Origin of the sequence: Mucilaginibacter polytrichastri (assembly GCF_001911425.1) — a bacterium.
Taxonomy (GTDB): Bacteria; Bacteroidota; Bacteroidia; order Sphingobacteriales; family Sphingobacteriaceae; genus Mucilaginibacter; species Mucilaginibacter polytrichastri.
On sequence record NZ_MPPL01000001.1, the window covers coordinates 1,959,924 to 1,980,317 of the forward strand.

Genomic DNA, 20,394 nt, shown 5'->3' on the forward strand with positions numbered 1-20,394 from the left:
GTTTAAAGATTTGAGAGGTTAGATATGAGATATGAGACAAAGCGATAAGCAATCTCCATACTCAAATCTCCATACTCAGATCTAAATAAAATATTCAGGTGCCTATATCGGCGGTGTCTACCTCTTCCCATTCCGAACAGAGAAGTCAAGCCCGCCAGAGCCGATGGTACTGCAGTAAAATGTGGAAGAGTAGGTCGGCGCCAAATCTTATCAGGGGATAAAGCCTTTGTCTAACCGGCAAAGGCTTTCCTGTTTTATAGCGGGCCATGTTGCCAGCTTATTGTTCTTTTTTAAATCCAAACGTTTTGGTGAGTAGTAAATAGTTGAATGAGTGAGTAGTTAGAAAAGAACGACTTACCCATTCACCTAATCAACCACTCACTAATAACTCAAAATATTCAGGTGCCTATATCGGTGGTGTCTACCTCTTCCCATTCCGAACAGAGCAGTCAAGCCCGCCAGAGCCGATGGTACTGCAGTAAAATGTGGAAGAGTAGGTCGGCGCCAAATCTTAAAAGTAGCCCCGTTCAGCAATGAGCGGGGCTTTCTTTGTTTATATAAGTCCCAAAGTCGGTGAAGACGGCAAGTCCGGAAGAAAAAATCAAAGGGCAGTGCACCGTTCCCCCTAAACCCGATAGCAGCGGATACCGGCCCGTGGTTAAGGCCTGGGGAGTATGAGCGCATAGCGGGGCTGCACACGCCGATTAGTACCTACCGTTCATTTTCTAATTCCAATACTAATACATTCCTTTCTTAAACATTGCCAAAATATTTTAATTTAGCATTATGTCTAAAGAGAATAGGAACCGTGCAGCTGCAGGTGCTAAGAAAATATTTGTACTAGATACATCCGTGATCTTATACGATCACAATGCTTTTGAAAACTTCCAGGAACATGATGTAGCCATCCCGGTGCAAGTATTGGAGGAACTAGACAATATGAAAACCGGTAATGACACCCGCAATTTCGAAGCCCGTAGCTTTATACGTTTAATGGATGACTTTGCAGGCCAACATACATTGAACGATTGGTTACCACTTACGGGACATAATAAAGGCAAGTTTCGTGTGGTAATGGATAAGCCATCATCCACGCTCGATGCTGAAGCTATATTTGGTGCTGGTAAAACAGACCATCGCATACTTAATGCTGCTTTAGGATTGCAGGAAGAGCAGCCGGAGAAAAAAGTGATACTGGTATCTAAAGACATTTGCCTGCGTTTAAAAGCCAAGGCGCTGAATCTTAATGCCGAAGACTACGAAACAGGTAAAATCAAAAACCTTGAGGAACTTTATACCGGTAAAACGGTAATGGATAAGCTTTCTGAAAAAACGATTAACCAATTTGTTAAACAACGGATAGCTTCGCCCGGTGACCTGGGAATTAAGCCGCCGCCGGGTAATCGCTTTTATATTCTTAACAGTAAAAATAAATCGGTACCTGCGTTTTACAATGCCAGTACAGCTGCAGTTGAATATGTTGCAGATCAACCAATATTTAAAATATCGCCCAAAAATACGGAGCAGGCTTTTGCTATACATGCCCTGTTAGATCCGGAAATTAAGTTGGTAACTATACAGGGCAATGCGGGCACCGGCAAAACGCTGATAGCCCTTGCCAGTGCTTTAGAACAACGCAAAACCTATCGGCAAATTTATGTTACCCGGCCTATTGTTCCGCTGAGTAACAAGGATATTGGTTTTTTACCCGGTGATGTAAAAAGCAAGGTAGACCCATATATGGCGCCAATATGGGATAATCTGAAATTTATTCGTGAGCAATTTGCTGATGATCCTAAAATGCAGGGAAAAATAGATGAACTTGTAACTACTGACAAAATATCGATTGCGCCGCTGGCATTTATCCGTGGCCGTACGCTGACTAAAATTTTCTTTATTGTTGATGAGGCCCAAAACCTTACGCCACACGAGATTAAAACCATTATTTCGAGGGCTGGTGAGAACAGTAAGTTTGTATTTACAGGCGATATTTACCAGATAGATACGCCTTATCTCGATGCCGAAAGTAATGGCTTATCATATTTAATAGATAGGGCAAAAGATCATCCATTATACGCACATATTACTTTGCAAAAGGGAGAACGGAGCGAACTGGCTAATCTGGCAACAGAATTACTGTGAGATCAGGCTATCGGTGATCCGGTTAATATCGGTTCCTATTTTATTAATGAAGCCTAATTGCTCTTTAAGCAACTCCTGGTCGGCTACATTTTCTGCATTTAATTCATCATCAGCAATACTCTTCTCGGCAGTAAACTCAAACGTATTACCACCCAGTTTCTTGCTGCTTTCATTTAATACTGCTATATCCCGTTTTAGCATTTTCAAATTGTCTGCCCGCAGATGTATTAAACTTGTGCCGGCTATGTTTGAAGCAATAGTCGACAAGTATGACGACAGGATATGGTTCAACACCACAAACTTGTGTACATCCTTACTTTTCTTTTGCTTACTTTTGGGTTCAGAAACCATGCGTTCAAAAGCAGCAGATAAGTTGGCAGATTTTACATACACATCTTTACGGGCCAGTTTATAATCAGTAGTGCTTCTGACTTTTCCTGTTAAATTTTCTCCAAGTGTAATCAGATACCTGATGTTGGCATCAACCACATCCATTAGTGTTTGCCGCAACTGTTCAGATTCCCATGATGGAAATACCAGGTAACTGGCTAAAAATGCAATAGACGCACCTACAACCGTGTCAATGATTCGCTCTTCGGCCACATCCAAATGACCTACACCCAAAAAGCGAAACAAAATGAGTACATAAGGCGTCATAAAAATAACGCTGGTAATATAGTTAACCCGTAGAAAGCTGTAGGCGCCCATCATAAATACCATCAGCAGTGCCACTTCCAATGTTTTATTGTGTACAAATGTTAACACTACCACGCCTATAGCACCGCCTATAATAGTGCCCAGTACACGCTGATAATTACGCTGTTTCGATAAGCTGAAACCTGGTTTCAATATTACAATAATGGTAAGTAATACCCAATAACTGTGGTGCCCAAATACAATTTTTTTACCCGTAAAATGATTGATCAGCTCTAGGAGGCCATCGCTTTTAGTAATAACAAAACCAACTAAACAAACCAATGAAACTCTTAAAGCATGCTTAAATGTGGCCGAAGTTAGCGTAAGGTTATCAAAAAATATATGGGGGGTGTAATCCTGATGGGCCACAAATTTGGTGTATTCTACATCACCTTTTTTGTCCATCAGGCTTTCTGCCGATTTTGAGTTATAGTACTTACAGATATCAGTGATTTTTTGGCCAAGGTCGCGAACATTAATCAGCACCTTTTTAAGTACCAGGTTGCTCGATCCACTTAAATGTTCTGATGTTGCATCGATCTCCGCTTTTAAAAGGTCGAGATCAGACCCGAAATTTTTAATTCTGCGATATCTGGAATTAGCTAGTATTGCATACCCCATGTTATCTAATTCATCGGCCATGCGATGCACCAGGTGTGCAATATGGGGTAATACATCAGTTCCTTCAAACCGGTCCCTAATCTCCTGGTAATCGTAATGCGTGGCCATAATCTGCTCAAACATGTCAATCAAGTCAACAAAGGTAAGCACCAATACCCGGCTGGCGTGGGTAGATTCTTTGACGATTAAGCGTGTTTTAAATAATAGCTCACGCACATTATCCTGATGCTGGCTCACCATAATCTGTTGTGATACCAGCTTACGGTAGTTCTTTTCTATGTCTGTTTGGGGCAGGTAGAAATCGGCTTTGATGCGCAGAAATTTAACCACATCAACTATGTTTTCGCCAAGTGCCTGTTGTGCGGCACGGTATGGCCTTATCCTAAAAAAAACCAGGCTCATCATCATATACCATATTCCGCCCAATGTAATCAGCAAGCTGTAATGAAGCACTTCGCCGGGCTGCAAACCCTTATCCATCATAAATATCATTACCAGTAGTGATGATGTACCTACAGACGCTGCACGGTTGCCGTATACGATAAACATGGAGAACAAGAAACAAAATGCAACCACCTCAATACCTAAGGTATAAACATTAAGCCTGGCAAAACCTGTTACAATTGCTACAAACAGCAACAACCCATTGCAAATAAGCATAGCATTACGCTTATATACCTCGGGACCGGGTGTGTCAACCACGCAAACGCAAATAGCACCTAATGAAAGGGTGAGGCCCAGCTCGAGCTGATTAAACTGTGCGAAGATGAGCGATGGCAACAAAACCCCCAAAGTAATGCGTAATCCATCTGAAAAATATTGGCTGAAGAAGAAACTTTTTATTTCGCGCGGGTGTACGGCCATTTTTAGATTTCAGTGCTTGGTGACTGCAAATTTATAACAAATAACGTTCCTACATTAAATAGGTTGAAGATTGTAATAAAAACTTTGTCGATAATCTCAGTAGATAATTATATTTACCCAACAGTTCAAAACAGGCTTAAAAAAAACCTGTTTTTATTCAGATCTCTAAATATTCTATGTCATCTGCAAACAACCTTAGTCAACGTGAGTCGGTCTTTAACCAGGAAGTAATCACCCGTTTCGAGCTTTATAACAGCTTGTTTTTAACATTACCATTTTACCAGGTTAAGGATACCGGGAACCTTTTGCCATTTTTTAGCGCCCATTGCGAAAAAGGCACAGCCAGTCAGGAATCTCCGTCTGATATAATTAAATCCTTTTTCAAGAAATACGTGCCTGATATCGACCATCAGGAACAGCTTAACCGCCTTTTCAGGTTTATACAGTATATAGAAAGGCAGGTAGTGCTGTTTGATGCAATTGAAGATTCATCATTTAGTAAAACCACGAAAGCTGAAGAAAGCGGAACACTGCAAACCCTGCTACAACAAATTGCCGGCGACGAAAGCCAACGGGAAACTATTAAAGAGAAACTAAAAAATTTCTCATTGAGATTAGTGCTTACCGCGCACCCTACGCAGTTTTACCCAAGCCGTGTGCTGGGTATTATGACAGACTTAATTGAAGCGCTTAAAACTAATGATATTAATACCATTAACCTGCTGCTACAACAATTGGGAAAAACGCCGTTCTTCAATAAAACATCGCCCACACCGGTAGACGAGGCTGTAAGCCTGATCTGGTTTTTGGAGAATGTATTTTACCATGCACTGGCAGCCACACAATCAAAGTTAAATGATGCCTTTGATGTAGATGGACTGGCTAATCAACTGCTGGAGATGGGCTTTTGGCCCGGTGGCGACCGTGATGGTAATCCAAACGTAAAAACAGACTCGACCCGTACAGTGGCTTCACTATTACGACAGATCATTTTTCGTTGTTACTACCGCGATTTTCGGGTTGTGAAACGCCGCATCACTTTTAGGGGCGTTGAGGATGCTATGCATACGTTAGAGACAATTTTATACGATAACGCCTTTAATCCGAAAGAAAACCCTGAAAACCTGCAAAACGAAATGCTTGCGTTGCTGCAAACAGTTAAGGACAAACTGATTAATGATAACTACGGCCTTTTTGTTGATATTATTGATGATTTGACGCACAAGATTAAGCTATTTGGGTGTTATTTTGCTACGCTGGATATACGCCAGGACAGCCGCGTTTTACGCGATGTGTACCATTATATAAGCGATAAAGTTGGTGTTAAGCTCCCTAAAGGTTATGACGATCTGGAAGAAATTGAAAAGCTGAAAGCAATTGAATTTACTACAGAAGCCGACTTTCAATGCCCCGAAGATGCAGACCCACTAATTAGGGATACCTTGGATACCATCCGTTTGATAAAACAAATTCAACAACAAAATGGTGCAAAGGCTTGTCAGCGTTTTATTATCAGTAACTGCCAGCAGGCATCAGATATTTTACAGTTGATTAACCTGTTTTTGTGGAGCGGGTGGAAAAAAGATGAGTTGCCTATTGATTTTATGCCGCTTTTTGAAACAGTTAACGACTTAAAAGTTGCGGCAGAAGTAATGGAAACGCTTTATAAACATCCTTTTTACAAAACACATTTAGCTGCCATGGGCAACAAGCAAACCATTATGCTTGGTTTCTCAGACAGTACCAAAGATGGTGGTTACTTAATGGCCAACTGGTCTATCTATAAAGCCAAGGTTGAGTTGACTGCCATGGCTAAGAAATACGATATTGACCTGGCATTTTTTGATGGTAGAGGCGGGCCACCTGCGCGTGGTGGTGGTAAAACACACCGTTTTTATGCCTCAATGGGGCAAGAGATTGCAAATAACCACATCCAGTTAACCATACAGGGCCAAACTGTAAGTTCGCAATATGGTTCTGTTGATACGGCTAGATTTAATATTGAGCAATTGTTTAACGCCGGTATTGCATCGGCGCTACACCAAACCCAGAAAGATCTATTGGATGACCGGCATAAAGAGCTGATCTCTATTATGGCAGATGAAAGTTATGGTTTGTTTATGGCATTGCGTAAGCACCCATTGTTTACAGAATACCTGGAAAAACTAAGTCCACTTACGCTATTATCTGGTGTAAACATTAGCAGCAGGCCAACCAAACGTAATAGCGATGCGCCATTGAAGTTAGAAGATCTGCGTGCCATTAGCTTTGTAACAGCCTGGAGCCAGTTGAAACAAAATATCCCTGGTTTTTACGGTGTTGGTGCTGCCCTCAACAAAGTAAAAGGGGAGGGGCATTGGGACGAAGTGGTAGAACTTTACCATAAATCTGGTTTCTTTAAAACGATGATTGATAACTGTATGATGTCGATGTCGAAATCAGATTTCAGAATTACAGCACATTTAAAGAACGACCCAAAATTCGGCGAGTTTTGGCAAATGCTTTACAACGAATTTGAACAAACTAAAAGGTTATTATTAGAACTAACTAATACGAGTGTATTGATGGAGGCATACTCAATTGAAGGCAGATCAATCGCCATCCGTGAAAAGATCATACTTCCGTTGGTTATTATACAACACTATGCTTTGGAGTGCCTGAATAATACAACCAATGAAGAACTCATTAGTACTTACAATAAACTGGTTATCCGTACGGTTTATGGTATTGTAAACGCAGGCAGAAACCTGGCATAAATAAATAAGCCGGATAGGTATTTGCCTATCCGGCTTATCATTCAAATTAAATTCAGTATTTCATACCGAAAGTATGGTACTAATTAGGTGTGCTTGTAAATCAGCTTATCGGGCCTAATTCCTAAACCTCCAATTTCTGCATTAATATATTATTGTTGCAAACTAATTGCACATATATCAACTCATGTCATATTATTGTAAACCAATACTACCTGCATATGTTACAGGTATAATAACCATTTATAAATTATAATGATGCAAAAGTTGATATGCTTATCAGCAATAGGAATTTTATTGCTTACTATACAATCTTGTAATGATAGCAGAAAAGCCAGGAATTACAATCAACAAACACTGGTGGACGATCAGGGATATAAGTTTATCTTAGCTGCAAATGAGGCCAATGTAACCGAAATAAAGGCAGCAACATTAGCCGAAAATAATTCTAAAAATCCACGTGTAATTGATTTTGCAAAAATGATGATTACAGATCATGTTAGGGCAAGTGATGAACTGAAGGATATTGCAGTAACAAAGCGTGTAAATGTAGTTGATACTATGTCGCTGAAACATAAAGCCATGCTGTCAGAAATGATGAAATTAACCGGTTCGGCATTCGACAAGGCTTACATGAAAATGATGGAAACCGACCACAGCAAAGTAATTCAGCTGTTTCATGATGTATCCGAAAATACCGACAAAAAGCTGAAAGACTTTTCTAACAAAGCAATGCCGGTTTTAAAGTTGCACTTAGATTCTGCCCGCGCTATTGGCTCATCATTAAAATAATCGCAATTGCTGTTCTACAGGTGGCTTAGCTTTTCCAAAGACTGTACGGCCGCCGTATCGCCAGGAGTTATCACGTTCATTTTCTATAACCTGGTTAAAATTAGCGTTAGGAGTGAAGTCCTGCTCTGCTTTCTGGGCAATTTCCGTTAAACGGCGTATCGCATCTTTTTTATCGGTTTCGCCCATTTTGGCTTTGTAAACTGCTGTTTGTAATGTTTTAAGGGTTTCGTCATAAACATTTACAGGGACAGGGAAGGGGTGACCATCCTTTCCGCCATTTGCAAACGAAAATCTGGCAGGGTCTTTAAACCTGGCAGGTGTGCCATAAATTACTTCGCTTACTAATGCTAACGATTGTAAAGTTCGTGGGCCAAGTCCTTCCAGCAATAATAATTCTTCAAAATCTTTTGGCCGCTTTTCATGTGCTAACCACAATACGGCACCTAATCTTTTCAGGTCAACATTTTCGGCCCGTACATCATGGTGGTTAGGCATTACCAGTTTATTTACCTCAGCCAGCATATCATTAGGGTGCTCATCAGTCATTTGCATAATAGCATTGCGGGATGGGTCTGCTGCTTTATCTGCTATGTTTAAAATCATACCGGCATTTTGCCCGTAGATAAACGTATGCGGATCATTAACAAAAGATTTTAAACCTTCAGAATGCCAATGATAACGGCGTGCAGTTTTATTTAGAGCGCTCATACCTTGCTGTACAACAGTCCATTGACCGCTTTTATTTACCACAAAATTGTGTGTATACAATTGGTAACCGTCTTGTATAGCTGTATTATCAACTTTAGCGGCCAGCTTACTGCATTTTACCAGATGCGTGCCATTTAAACCGGTTTGATTACCGATCTTAATCAGTTCGTTTGGTGTTTCGCGCGAATATTTTCCTTTGCCGCCGGTAATGTAGATCCCCAGTTCTTTAGCGTGTGGGTTAATGGCTCTTTTCAGCGCACCCATAACCGAAGTGGTAATGCCCGATGAATGCCAGTCCATACCCATAACGGCACCCAGGCTTTGAAACCAAAACGGATCACTTAGCCGGCGAATAAATTCGTCGGTTCCATAGTCCATTACAATGGTTTCGGCTACAGCTAATCCAAGTTTGGCCATGCGTACTGCAAGCCACTGTGGTACATAACCATAATGTAAGGGCAAATCGGCAGAGCCAGAGCGTTTCATTTACTAACAAATTTAGTAAATATTGGCCAATTATAGATCATTTGTAATTTTACTTTCCTATAAATGCTGTCCAGAACATTTCCATTCTATTTAGGAGTAAACTACATGAAATACAAATATTTAGATTTACATTAGGACATCAATTGTATAACCAAAGTTTATACAGCCAATATTATACCTGTTAATTATATTCTTATTACTGACTTGCTTATAACCATTACGTATAGTGGAGGCAATTTTATTTTTAAAAAATTTAAAGACGTGTATTATAAAATACTTGAATTCGAAAAACGATTATCATCTCACCAGGAATATACATTCAAAAGATATAATCAACTCAAAACAGTAATTATATACTTGAAATCATATTTTGATAACGATGGCAGTTTAACAGACAGGCAGACGCAATTGGATATGATAATGGAACTTGATAACGAAATTGAATGCCTGCAAACATTACGACATTCGACCGATAAGGATACCGATTTTATATTGCGCGTTAATACCACTTTGAGGATAGTTGGTATTATGAAAAATTATGTTCCAGAGCCTGTAGAAAACCCGGTGTATATAAAAGTGAGTTTATGGGATTATATTAAACAGAGGCTTTTCCCGGTACAAGAATATTCTCCATTTGAATTTATTTATAAAGTTACAGCCACCTGGCCACAAGGATAAGGCCAGGTGCATATTAAATGATTAGAAGCATTATTTACGGGTTACACTTTATGAGCCTGTAAATAATGCTTTTTTGTATGTAATAAATAAGTCTTATAATTAACATTATGTTAAGTAATAAACCTATTTAAAAGGCCTCTTTTTCAAGAAGCCTTTTGATATTATTTTAAAGCGTCGATCTGTTTTTGGATCTCCCCTGCATGTACTGTATCTTTTTTACCTAAGTAATAAGTTTTAAGATTGTTTAATGCGTCGTACGATTTTGGATTAAGTTCTACCGCTTTAAGCAAATATGGTTTAGCCATATCAAATTGTGCGCTTGCTTTTGCAACTGCTGCATCATATGCTTTTTGCTGATTAGATGGTAATTTATTAGCTGCGTTATACATATCAATTGCCGGGTTAATTAATACATAACCTAAGTTTAGGTTAGCTTCAAAATAATTCGGATCAATTTCTAATGCTTTTTTGTACATCTCTGCAGACTTGGCAAAGTTTTCTTCCTTTGTTTTTTGTGCAGCTGCCTTACCCGCTGCATCTTTAGCCTTAGTAACATCTTTACCTGCAGATTCTGCCGCTTGTGAGTATGTTAAACCTGCATAGTAATACAATGATTTGTTTTTTGGATCATTGGCTATAGCAGCATTAATTTTATCAATAACTTCCTTTTGCTTGCCTGTTTGCAGGTAAATTTCTACTTCACGTTTGCGGAAATCTGCATTGCTTGGGTATTTGGCAACACCATCGCTTACTGTTTTTAAAGCACCAACGGTATCTTTGTTTAACAAGTAAATGGTAGACAAATCTGTGTAAACACGTTCTTTACCAGCATAATTGGTAGTTAACAGTTTGTTATAGTTGGTAATTGCCTCCGGGTACATGTTGGCATTAGCTGCTGCTAAACCGGTGTAGTAAATAGCGTTAGTATCTTCTGGCAATACAGTACGGTAATAATCGAATGATTTGTAGGCGTTTTTGTAATCTTTATTTTGATAGTCTTTAACACCTTTTGATAACTGGTATTGTGCCAGGTTAACATTGGCATGATCTATCAGTTTTTTGTTTTCGCCTTTGGTATCCAGTTCTTTTGCTTTTTTAATAGCTTCTTCTGCAGTTGCAAATAAAGGTGCTGATGTTGCTGCAACAGAATCCTGTACGGCTAGTGAAGAATAGATTGCTCCTTTTAAAGCAAAAGTTTGTGGTAAAACAGAAGTTTTTTCGTTTAACGATGCTTTATCTATCGAGGTTTTGGCATTGACAATACTTGTTGCGGCAATAGCTGCTGTTAACTTATTACCTCTTGAGGTTTCATATTTGTCGTACTCGGATTGTGCGTTATTTAACTCCCCTTTTTGCGCAAACGTTGTTGTCGCAACAAGGCCAAGCAAGCCGGTCATTAAAATTCTGATTTTCATAGTAATTTTAGTTTGTTAGTTGTTTTAATTTATCGTTAATCCTATTTAATTGGTCTTCGTTCCTTGTTTTTAAGTAAGCCCATTGCAGCAACTGTAAACATTGTAAATTGTTCGGCAAAATAGTATTTGCTTTTTCAAACCATTGAATGGCACGGCCTATATTTTTTTGCTTATCGTTTTCCTGGTGAGCATATCCTTTAAAATACAATAAGCCGAGGTTAAAAACGGCATCATAATACCTGTTTCTCAATTCTATGGCTTGCAAATACGTTGACTCTGCCCTATCGTATTCATTTAAATGATCGTAACAGTTGGCCGCCATAAATGTAAGCTCGGCGTTGGTTGGGTTTTTTGCCAATAATTGAGGCAATAAAGGCTCTAACGCTTTATAATCCCTTTTATTCTGATAAATGTTAGTTTCTTCATAAAGTAAAGCTTTGTCATCCGGCAAAAACTTGCGCCCCTTTTGTATAATCTGCAGTGCTTTTGAAGTATCCTTAAGTGCCTTATAAACGTTTGCTGCTGCTATAACATCATCACTATGTACGGTATCTGTATTTAATAAAATGGTATAATATTTTGCAGCATCGGTATAATTGCTCAATTTGTTATTGGCATAAGCTATATAACCGTTAATGCGCCTGTAACCCGGTACAAAGTGCTGAGCTTTTTGAAAAGCAACCAGTGCATCACTGTATTTTTTATCCTGTATTGCTGCAGCGCCCTTGCGGATGTATACGTTACCCAGGCAGCGTTTAGAGAAATCTAATTCTACCTGATATTTGTAACCGCCTGAAAGATGATCAAGCAGTACCGAGATCTGATCGAGCGTGTTGGCAGGGAGCCCAAGTTTATTAAGTGAATCTGTATAAAGGATGCTACTGTAAACTACCGCCCTGAAAACGCTTTTTGGTACGTTGGACGAATCCTTTTTGGTTTTAATCAAACTATCAACCTGCTTTTTAGCATTACTTAGATACTTAAGATCTTTTTGCTGCCTGTAAAAAGCCAGGTTGTTTACTACACCTTTAAGCGCCTCCGTTTGGCTAAACGCTAAAGGCGAAGTAAACAATAAGATAAAAAGCGATAAAATTATTCTACGCCCCGACATATTTATTAATTATTCTTCTTCAGTATCGTCCGAATCTTCTTCTGTATCCGGCTCGTCTGTTAATTCATCATCATCTTCAATGGTATCAGCTGCAACACCTAAAGTATCAGCTTCAGTTGGCAAGTGCGTACCTTCTGTACCTTCTTCTACTATTAAAGCATCTTCCAGTTCTTCTTCTTCGCTGTGCTCAATTTTAGCTACTGATGCAATTTCATCATTGTTTTTCAGTGTGATTAGCCTTACCCCTTGTGTGGCACGGCCCATTACACGCATTTCGCTCACCGCAATACGGATAATAATACCCGATTTATTGATGATCATCAGGTCGTCCTGATCAGTAACATCTTTTATGGCAACAAGTTTGCCTGTTTTTTCAGTTACGCTAATTGTTTTAACACCTTTACCACCACGGTTGGTTACACGGTAATCATCTATATCGGTACGTTTACCGTAACCTTTTTCTGATACTACCAGTACCGAGGTGCCTGGGTCATTAATGGCAATCATACCAACAACTTCATCCTGCTCATTCTCTAAAGTAATACCACGTACACCTGTTGCAGTACGTCCCATTGGCCTAACGGTCGATTCGTTAAAGCGTATTGCCCTGCCCGAACTGATGGCCATTACAATTTCGCTTGTGCCTGTTGTAAGGGTTGCAGCCAGTAAAGTATCACCATCATTAATGTTAATGGCGTTGATACCGTTTGAACGCGGACGAGAATAAGCTTCTAAAGAAGTTTTCTTAATGGTACCCTTAGTGGTACACATAATAATGAAGTTATTCTCCAGGTAGTCTTTGTCTTTAAGGCTAATTAGTTTGATGTATGCCTTAATTTTCTCTTCTTTAGGTATGTTGATGATGTTTTGGATAGCACGGCCTTTAGAAGTACGTGTTCCTTCCGGGATTTCAAATACCCTTAACCAGAAACAACGACCGGCCTCGGTAAAGAACAGCATGTAATTGTGGTTAGAGGCAATCAGCAAGTGCTCAATAAAATCTTCATCGCGGCTGTTGCTGCCTATGGCACCTTTACCACCCCTTGCCTGGCGGCGATATTCTGTAAGTGCAGTACGTTTAATATAACCTTCGTGCGATATGGTTATTACCACGTCTTCATCCTCAATAAAGTCTTCAGTTTGCATTTCTGCAGCCGAGTGTACTATTTCGGTTTTACGCTCATCACCATATTTATCGCGAATCTCGATCAATTCGTCTTTGATGATCTGCATACGCAGGCCTTCATCAGCCAAAATGGTTTTTAAATAAGCGATGGTTTCCATCAACGCAGCATACTCATCTTTAATTTTATCGCGCTCCAGTCCGGTTAACCGTCTCAGGGTCATATCCAGAATGGCACGTGCCTGTATATCGCTTAAGCCAAAACGGGTCATTAAACCTTCGCGTGCTTCATCCGGGGTGTTTGAACTACGGATCAATTGGATCACTTCATCCAGATGATCTAACGCTATCAGTAAACCTTCTAAAATATGCGCGCGTTTTTCAGCTTCGGCCAAATCGTATTTGGTACGACGGATAACCACCTCATGACGGTGCTCCACAAAATGGTGGATCAGGTCTTTAAGGTTTAGCATCATTGGGCGGCCTTTTACCAGTGCAATATTATTTACACTGAAAGAGGTTTGTAATGAGGTGTATTTGTATAAGTTATTTAAAACGATAGAGGAGTTGGCATCGCGTTTAATTTCATAAACCACACGGATACCTTCGCGGTTAGATTCGTCACGAATGGCAGAAATACCTTCAATCTTTTTTTCGTTGACTAGTTCGGCAGTACGCTCAATCATCATGGCCTTATTAACCTGGTAAGGAACCTCGGTTACAATGATGCGCTCGCGGTCGCCGTTATAAATTTCAATTTCGGCGCGTGCGCGGATTACGATACGGCCACGGCCTGTTTCAAACGCTTCCCTCGCTCCTTCTACACCGTAAATAATACCGCCTGTAGGGAAATCGGGGCCTTTGATGTATTGCATCAGTTCGCCAACCTCTGCATCGCGGTTATCTATGTAAGCTATAGTAGCGGTAACAACCTCGGTAAGGTTATGCGGTGCCATATTGGTAGCCATACCTACTGCAATACCAGATGCACCGTTTACCAGTAAGTTAGGGATTTTAGCAGGCAATACGGTTGGTTCTTCCAGCGAGTCGTCAAAGTTTAACTGGTAGTCAATCGTATCCTTGTTAATGTCAGCCAGCATCTCTTCGGCAATCTTTTCAAGCTTGGCCTCAGTATAACGCATTGCCGCAGGTTCATCACCATCAATAGATCCGTAGTTACCCTGTCCGTTTACAAACGGGTAACGCAGGCTCCAGTCCTGGGCCATACGTACCATGGCGTCATAAACAGATTTATCACCATGCGGGTGGTACTTACCCAGTACCTCACCAACAATACGTGCTGATTTTTTGTGTTGTTTATTACTGTATAAACCCAAATCCAACATGCCGTAAAGGACACGGCGGTGAACGGGTTTCAAACCGTCGCGCACATCGGGAAGTGCACGTGATACGATAACAGACATTGAATAATCAATGTATGCGGCACGCATCTCTTCATCAATATTTATTGGAATTATTCTGTCTTCGTTGTGTGGATTTTCGTTTCCTGTATCTTCAGCCATTTTTAAATTATTCTGTAGAAAATATTACGCCTGTAACTGGTTTTTACATGTTTTTAAAGCGACCTGCGAAGATAAGAAATTTCACATAAAAACCACATCAAGTTACCAACACTATAAGTGCCATACTTTGAGTGAAATAGCTTATGTGATGGGTTGGAGGCCTATTACATTACTTTTTTCCAATACTCTTCTACCATCAGGCCTTTAGGCAGTTTCCCGCTTAAAACTAAGGTATCATTACGAAGCTGCATATGGTAATGGATGGTTTTACCCGTAAGCGTGGAGGGTTGCGTGGTAAAGGTTTCTGTTTCGAAACAGGTATCGGCCTGTGTTACATAATCGCCGCCCTGATACTTTATAGGTTTCTCATTAGGTTCGATGATAAAGGCATTAAAATGTGCTTTGTCATATTGGCGCTGCAATTTATAATCTGTTGATGCGGTATCCCTTTTGCCATTGTAAATGCCACCTGCAAACTGCCAGGTGCCCTTTAACGTTTTAGGTGCAGACCATGAGCATAGGATAATGAGTATGGATATTGGGATAAATAGTTTTTTCATGGAGTAGATTTATTGTTTTCACCGCCCGTTATGCCGAGCTTGTTTTGGTACCCCACATCACAGGTAGCAGATTTTATTTCTTAGACTTAGCAAGTGGGATGCCGAAACAAGTTCGGCATGACGGATTTATAATTACGCCCAGTCAATCCCTTTTTTTAATAACGATAAAGTACGCTCTTCATTGCTGCCTGCCTCGGGTTTAAAATTGTAAAACCATTTGGCGGTTGGCGGCAGGCTCATTAATATCGATTCGATGCGGCCATTGGTTTCCAGCCCAAATTTAGTACCTGCATCATAAACCAGGTTAAATTCGGCATAACGGCTGCGGCGCAGGTATTGCCACTCTTGCTGGGCTGCGGTATAAGTTTTAGTACGGTTACGGTTAACCAGTTCGGTATATATGGGCAAAAATGATCGGCCTATAGCTTTTGAAAACTCAAATATGGTTTCCCAGCTCAGGTTGTCATCAGCCTTTAACCTGTCGTAAAAGATGCCGCCAATACCGCGAGTTTCTTCGCGGTGTTTAATATAAAAATAATCATCTGCCCAGGTTTTAAACCGGCTATAGAAATCGGCATTAAATTGATCGCAAACTGATTTTAGGTGATTGTGAAAAAAGCGGGCATCCTCATCAAAAACATAATGAGGGGTAACATCTATCCCACCGCCAAACCATCTAACCGGCTCCTCTCCTGCTTTGGCAGGCATTTCGAAGTAACGGATGTTCATGTGGATGATGGGCACCATGGGGTGGTTGGGATGCATCACAATGGATACGCCGGTGGCGAAAAATTCATCACTGTCAGCTTTGAATGCTTTCTTCACGGCCTCGGGCAGTTCGCCGTGTACGGCAGAAAAATTTACACCGCCTTTTTCGAGGATATTGCCATTTTGCAATACGCGGGTACGCCCGCCTCCGCCGCCTTCGCGTTCCCAGGCTTCTTCTTCAAACCGGGCAACCCCATCAAGGGCTTCCAGGCCTGCGCAAATTTCATCCTGTATCAGGCGGTAGTCTTCGGCTATCTGTTCCTTCGTGATCATAGCCGCAAAAATGCAGAAATAATGGAACCGGCAAAAACTATTATTACTAAGCTACATTTGCATGACCAACCGGCTCGCCATCGGTTTCTACATAATTGAGGTCTTTACCGAAGCTTTCTTTTAGCCTGCTTAGGGCAATTAATGAAATTACGGTAAGTACTACCATCATAATATACCCGCTTTTAATCATGCCATAATGGATTACCAAAACATTAAAGCCGGCACTAATGGGGATTAATGCACCACGTACAAAGTTTGGAACGGTAGTAGTAACGGTAGAACGGATATTGGTACCAAACTGCTCTGAAGCAATGGTAACAAAAGTTGCCCAGTAGCCAACCGTACATCCCATAAAGAAACACAGGGCTATAAATTTTTCGGTAGTGATGCCCGTACTGCCCAGATAGCAAAACGTGCTCACGAGTGTCATCAGTAAAAATACCAGCATGGTAAGCCTGCGCGATTTGGTGAACTGGGCAAATAAACCCGCTGCAACGTCGCCCACGGCAATGCCAATGTAGGTATACATAATGCCAGTACCGGGGCTCAATACTTCTTTAGCACCCAGTGCCTTACCAAACTCGGGCGATTGCGTAACCAGTATACCTACCACATACCACAATGGCGCCCCAATTAATATACAGCAGAGGTATTTGGTAAAACGGCCCCAATTGTTAAACAACATCAGGATATTACCCTTCGATATTTTTGATTTTTCTACATTTTTAAACATGCCCGATTCAAACGTACCCATGCGTAGCAGCAGCAAGGCTATGCCTAAACCTCCACCTACAAAGTAAGCCGTGCGCCAATCGTGCTTGCCAACCTGTGCAGCAGCGACAGCACCAAACAGGCCTATTACAGCTACGATCATGGTGCCGTATCCACGTTTTTCTTTACTTAAGGTTTCGCTCACCAGGGTTATACCGGCACCAAGTTCGCCTGCGAGGCCTATTCCGGCTATTACACGCACTATCGCATACCAGGTAATGTCGTGTACCAACCCATTGGCAAAGTTGGCCAGCGAGTACATGAGTATTGAGCCGAACAAAACTTTAATACGCCCATATTTATCGCCTATGATGCCCCAGATAATACCACCCACTAATAAACCGGCCATTTGCATATTAAGCACAAATGCACCTGTGGTACGCATATCGGCATCGGCTACGCCAAGATCATGTAAACTTTTAATACGGATCACCGAAAACACAACCAAATCATAGATATCTACGAAATAGCCCAGTGCAGCAACCAGAACCAGGAAAATTACATTTTTAGTGAGCTTGTCGGCGTTGTCGGTCATTAGTTTTTAATTGGATGTCCTAAAGTAGTAAATGTACTTTAACAGCAAAATAAATAGCATAAAAAAACCCCCGCGCCATGCAGAGGTTTAATCATATCAGAATGATAGATTATATCTTTTTCACCTTTACAGCTTGTAATCCTTTTCTGCCTTCTTCCACATCATATTCTACGTCGTCATTGTCCTTGATAGCATTTACGCCACCTTGTACATCTTTGAAATGTACAAAAAGGTCTTTACCATCTTCGGTTACAATAAAACCGTAGCCTTTTTGTGTGTTAAACCATTTTACTTTTCCAGTTTTCATAATTATAAATACGTATTAAATTTTTTATTGAAGATTAATGTCATTAGCCCAACTGAAAAATAAAACTTAATTATCAGAAAGCAAAAGGCTTAACCCTTACTTTTCAAATATATAAAAATGTATTTAAAATAATAAAAATTAATTTTTGGTGAAAAAAGATAAAAAATAGCTGATTTATAGTGTGTTTCGGCTATTATTTGATGAAAATTCTTCGTTTTTTAGTCCCGAAAATCAATAATAATCAAAACTACCTAACACATTGATGTAAGTAGTAAAGATTTAGAAAAGACCGGCATTTTTGCTTGTCGTAATGACGCATTGAATATCAAACCAGACATTGAAAATTAATTATCAGGCAAAACAAATAAATAGCTCCTGGCGGTTGATTTATCTGGTAAGTTTTCATCAACAAATTAACTTATTACCCGGTCAACAAATTCCCAAAAAGCTTGTTCAACTCTGTAATGGAAAGACACGTTTATGAAACCGGCATTGTAGGCAACTGCGGTTTCCTTGCCCACGTAAATAAAAATACAAATATCGACTGGCTTTGCTGGCCCCGCTTTGACAGCACATTTATCTTCGGTGGATTGCTTGATGCCAAAAAAGGTGGCGAGTTTAACATCCGCCCCGAAGGCGACTACACCAGTAACCAATACTACCTGGAAAACACCAACGTACTGATTACCGAAATTACCCTGGAAAACGGGGAAAGCTATCGGATAACAGATTTTGCGCCCCGTTTTTTTGAGCACCAACGCTACTATAAACCATTGATGCTGGTGCGGAAGATTGAGGCCATAGAGGGTTCACCCCGTATTACGGTTAGGTGTTCACCTATGTCAGACTATGGCGAAACTAAATTAACCGTTAACCGTGGCAGTAACCATATCCAGTTTCTGGGCGGCGATGAGCGCATTCGTCTTACTACCAATATCGCCATCAGTTATGTATTTGATGAACAGCCTTTTGTACTTAACGAGGCTAAATATCTTGTGCTTACTTATGGCGAACCGCTGGAGGCGCCGCTGATTAGCACCGCCGAGCGTTTTTTGACTGAGACTGCCGGTTACTGGCGCAGGTGGATCAAACATTCGTCTATTGCAGGTTTTTATCAGCCCTTTGTAATACGTTCGGCCCTGGCTTTAAAAATACACCAGTATGAAGATACCGGTGCTATTATTGCCGCCAGCACCACCAGCCTGCCAGAGTTTCCGGGTAGTACCCGTAACTGGGATTATCGTTATTGCTGGCTGCGCGATACATATTATGTGATACAATCATTAAGCCACATCGGCCATTTTGAAGAAATGGAGAAGTATTTCTCGTACGTAACCGACATTTCTTTTGCCGAAGACGATCGCTACCAGCCGCTGTACGGCATTACCGGTAAAAAAACGCTGACAGAAACTGTGCTCACCGGTTTAGATGGCTACATGGGCGAGCAACCTGTACGCATTGGCAACCAGGCTTATGAGCACATTCAGAATGATATTTACGGGCAGGTAATGGTTTCCATGCTGCCCCTGTATACAGATCATCGCTTTATTTTTGCAGAGCGTAAAGATTCGGCCAAATGGATAGGCTACATTTTAAGTAAAATAGAACGTACCATTGATGAGAAAGATGCCGGTATCTGGGAGTTTCGTAACATGGCTAATATCCATTGTTACAGTAACCTGTTTCAGTGGGCAGGTGCTAATGCGGCAGAAAAAATAGCCAGAACCATTAATAATCAAGAGCTGATTGATAAGGCAGTAACACTAAAAAATCGTGCAGCGGAGCATATTGAGAGCTGTTATGACTCCGAGCGCAAGGTGTACACTAATGCAGCCGGAAGTACTTACCTGGATGCCAGCACATTGCAGCTGATCAATATGAATTATCTCGACCCCGCATCAGACCGGGCTAAGGATCATCTGATAGCACTCGAGAAAGAATTAAAAACTCCTAATGGTTTGTTTTACAGATATCTGCATGCCGATGATTTTGGTAAGCCTAAAACCACATTTTTAATATGTGCTTTCTGGTATGTAGAGGCTCTGGCCTGTGTGGGCCGTTTGGATGATGCACAGAAAGAATTTGCCAACCTGCTGCAATACAGCAACCACCTTAAACTATTCAGCGAAGATGTGGACGAGGAAACCGGCAGTATGTGGGGTAACTTTCCGCAGGCTTACAGTCATGTAGGCCTCATGAATGCAGCATACCGTATAGCCATGAAATTAGATCGCCCAATATTTTTGTAGTGTGAGATTACACTAATTT

At 40.7% G+C, this 20,394-nt stretch carries 14 protein-coding genes and 2 rRNA genes; 7 read left to right on the forward strand and 9 right to left on the reverse strand.

Annotation, left to right across the window (positions count from 1 at the left end; all coding sequences use genetic code 11):
- Positions 1 to 94 precede the first annotated feature (94 nt).
- The 3 genes from rrf (RG47T_RS08515) (at position 95) to RG47T_RS08525 (ending at position 2,142) form a co-directional block, all read left to right on the forward strand.
- Positions 95 to 206, forward strand: a 5S ribosomal RNA gene (gene rrf, locus RG47T_RS08515).
- A 192-nt stretch (positions 207 to 398) separates the two neighbouring features.
- A 5S ribosomal RNA gene (gene rrf / locus RG47T_RS08520) occupies positions 399 to 510 on the forward strand.
- A 276-nt stretch (positions 511 to 786) separates the two neighbouring features.
- Positions 787 to 2,142: a PhoH family protein gene (locus tag RG47T_RS08525; protein ID WP_074489021.1), complete on the forward strand. Its 1,356-nt coding sequence runs from the start codon at positions 787 to 789 to the stop codon at positions 2,140 to 2,142.
- Here the strand turns inward: RG47T_RS08525 and RG47T_RS08530 are convergent.
- A complete protein-coding gene (locus RG47T_RS08530) occupies positions 2,134 to 4,323 on the reverse strand; it encodes an FUSC family protein (protein WP_074489022.1) in 2,190 nt (729 codons plus the stop codon). The two genes, RG47T_RS08525 and RG47T_RS08530, sit on opposite strands and share 9 nt — an antisense overlap.
- 176 nt (positions 4,324 to 4,499) lie before the next feature.
- Here RG47T_RS08530 and RG47T_RS08535 point away from each other — a divergent pair, with 176 nt between their 5' ends.
- A complete protein-coding gene (locus RG47T_RS08535; RefSeq protein WP_074489023.1) occupies positions 4,500 to 7,079 on the forward strand; it encodes a phosphoenolpyruvate carboxylase in 2,580 nt (859 codons plus the stop codon).
- 252 nt (positions 7,080 to 7,331) lie between these two features.
- Positions 7,332 to 7,868, forward strand: a complete 537-nt coding sequence (locus RG47T_RS08540) for a DUF4142 domain-containing protein (RefSeq protein ID WP_074489024.1) — start codon at positions 7,332 to 7,334, stop codon at positions 7,866 to 7,868.
- Here RG47T_RS08540 and RG47T_RS08545 read toward each other — a convergent pair.
- Positions 7,860 to 9,062 (reverse strand): DUF763 domain-containing protein, encoded by a 1,203-nt coding sequence (locus RG47T_RS08545; RefSeq protein WP_074489025.1) that lies wholly within the window; start codon positions 9,060 to 9,062, stop codon positions 7,860 to 7,862. The two genes, RG47T_RS08540 and RG47T_RS08545, sit on opposite strands and share 9 nt — an antisense overlap.
- A gap of 357 nt (positions 9,063 to 9,419) precedes the next feature.
- Here RG47T_RS08545 and RG47T_RS08550 point away from each other — a divergent pair, with 357 nt between their 5' ends.
- The gene (locus RG47T_RS08550; protein ID WP_139235771.1) at positions 9,420 to 9,740 is read left to right on the forward strand and encodes a hypothetical protein; all 321 of its coding nucleotides are present in this window, start codon (positions 9,420 to 9,422) and stop codon (positions 9,738 to 9,740) included.
- A 161-nt stretch (positions 9,741 to 9,901) separates the two neighbouring features.
- Here RG47T_RS08550 and RG47T_RS08555 read toward each other — a convergent pair whose 3' ends face one another.
- From RG47T_RS08555 to RG47T_RS08585, 7 genes are all read right to left on the reverse strand, one after another.
- Entirely contained in the window at positions 9,902 to 11,155 is a 1,254-nt protein-coding gene (locus RG47T_RS08555; protein WP_139235770.1) for a tetratricopeptide repeat protein, read from the reverse strand.
- Positions 11,156 to 11,162: 7 nt separating this feature from the next.
- On the reverse strand, positions 11,163 to 12,266 hold the full coding sequence (locus RG47T_RS08560) for a tetratricopeptide repeat protein (protein WP_074489028.1): 1,104 nt from the start codon (positions 12,264 to 12,266) through the stop codon (positions 11,163 to 11,165).
- A 9-nt stretch (positions 12,267 to 12,275) separates the two neighbouring features.
- Entirely contained in the window at positions 12,276 to 14,912 is a 2,637-nt protein-coding gene (gyrA, locus tag RG47T_RS08565) for a DNA gyrase subunit A (RefSeq protein WP_074489029.1), read from the reverse strand.
- Positions 14,913 to 15,076: 164 nt separating this feature from the next.
- The gene (locus RG47T_RS08570; RefSeq protein ID WP_074489030.1) at positions 15,077 to 15,472 is read right to left on the reverse strand and encodes a DUF4488 domain-containing protein; all 396 of its coding nucleotides are present in this window, start codon (positions 15,470 to 15,472) and stop codon (positions 15,077 to 15,079) included.
- Between the two features lie 132 nt (positions 15,473 to 15,604).
- Complete coding sequence (gene hemF, locus RG47T_RS08575) at positions 15,605 to 16,513, reverse strand: oxygen-dependent coproporphyrinogen oxidase (protein ID WP_074489031.1); 909 nt, start codon at positions 16,511 to 16,513, stop codon at positions 15,605 to 15,607.
- Between the two features lie 46 nt (positions 16,514 to 16,559).
- Complete coding sequence (locus RG47T_RS08580) at positions 16,560 to 17,819, reverse strand: MFS transporter (RefSeq protein WP_074489032.1); 1,260 nt, start codon at positions 17,817 to 17,819, stop codon at positions 16,560 to 16,562.
- A gap of 109 nt (positions 17,820 to 17,928) precedes the next feature.
- Positions 17,929 to 18,126, reverse strand: a complete 198-nt coding sequence (locus RG47T_RS08585) for a cold-shock protein (RefSeq protein ID WP_074489033.1) — start codon at positions 18,124 to 18,126, stop codon at positions 17,929 to 17,931.
- Positions 18,127 to 18,590: 464 nt separating this feature from the next.
- Here RG47T_RS08585 and RG47T_RS08590 point away from each other — a divergent pair, with 464 nt between their 5' ends.
- Positions 18,591 to 20,375, forward strand: a complete 1,785-nt coding sequence (locus RG47T_RS08590; RefSeq protein WP_074489034.1) for a glycoside hydrolase family 15 protein — start codon at positions 18,591 to 18,593, stop codon at positions 20,373 to 20,375.
- The last annotated feature ends 19 nt before the right edge of the window (positions 20,376 to 20,394 follow it).

Excerpts from the sequence above, each read along its gene's own strand:
- RG47T_RS08525 (WP_074489021.1), top strand. The coding sequence starts at position 787 with ATGTCTAAAGAGAATAGGAACCGTGCAGCTGCAGGTGCTAAGAAAATA.
- RG47T_RS08530 (WP_074489022.1), bottom strand. The coding sequence starts at position 4,323 with ATGGCCGTACACCCGCGCGAAATAAAAAGTTTCTTCTTCAGCCAATAT.
- RG47T_RS08535 (WP_074489023.1), top strand. The coding sequence starts at position 4,500 with ATGTCATCTGCAAACAACCTTAGTCAACGTGAGTCGGTCTTTAACCAG.
- RG47T_RS08540 (WP_074489024.1), top strand. The coding sequence starts at position 7,332 with ATGATGCAAAAGTTGATATGCTTATCAGCAATAGGAATTTTATTGCTT.
- RG47T_RS08545 (WP_074489025.1), bottom strand. The coding sequence starts at position 9,062 with ATGAAACGCTCTGGCTCTGCCGATTTGCCCTTACATTATGGTTATGTA.
- RG47T_RS08555 (WP_139235770.1), bottom strand. The coding sequence starts at position 11,155 with ATGAAAATCAGAATTTTAATGACCGGCTTGCTTGGCCTTGTTGCGACA.
- RG47T_RS08560 (WP_074489028.1), bottom strand. The coding sequence starts at position 12,266 with ATGTCGGGGCGTAGAATAATTTTATCGCTTTTTATCTTATTGTTTACT.
- gyrA (WP_074489029.1), bottom strand. The coding sequence starts at position 14,912 with ATGGCTGAAGATACAGGAAACGAAAATCCACACAACGAAGACAGAATA.
- RG47T_RS08570 (WP_074489030.1), bottom strand. The coding sequence starts at position 15,472 with ATGAAAAAACTATTTATCCCAATATCCATACTCATTATCCTATGCTCA.
- hemF (WP_074489031.1), bottom strand. The coding sequence starts at position 16,513 with ATGATCACGAAGGAACAGATAGCCGAAGACTACCGCCTGATACAGGAT.
- RG47T_RS08580 (WP_074489032.1), bottom strand. The coding sequence starts at position 17,819 with ATGACCGACAACGCCGACAAGCTCACTAAAAATGTAATTTTCCTGGTT.
- RG47T_RS08585 (WP_074489033.1), bottom strand. The coding sequence starts at position 18,126 with ATGAAAACTGGAAAAGTAAAATGGTTTAACACACAAAAAGGCTACGGT.
- RG47T_RS08590 (WP_074489034.1), top strand. The coding sequence starts at position 18,591 with ATGGAAAGACACGTTTATGAAACCGGCATTGTAGGCAACTGCGGTTTC.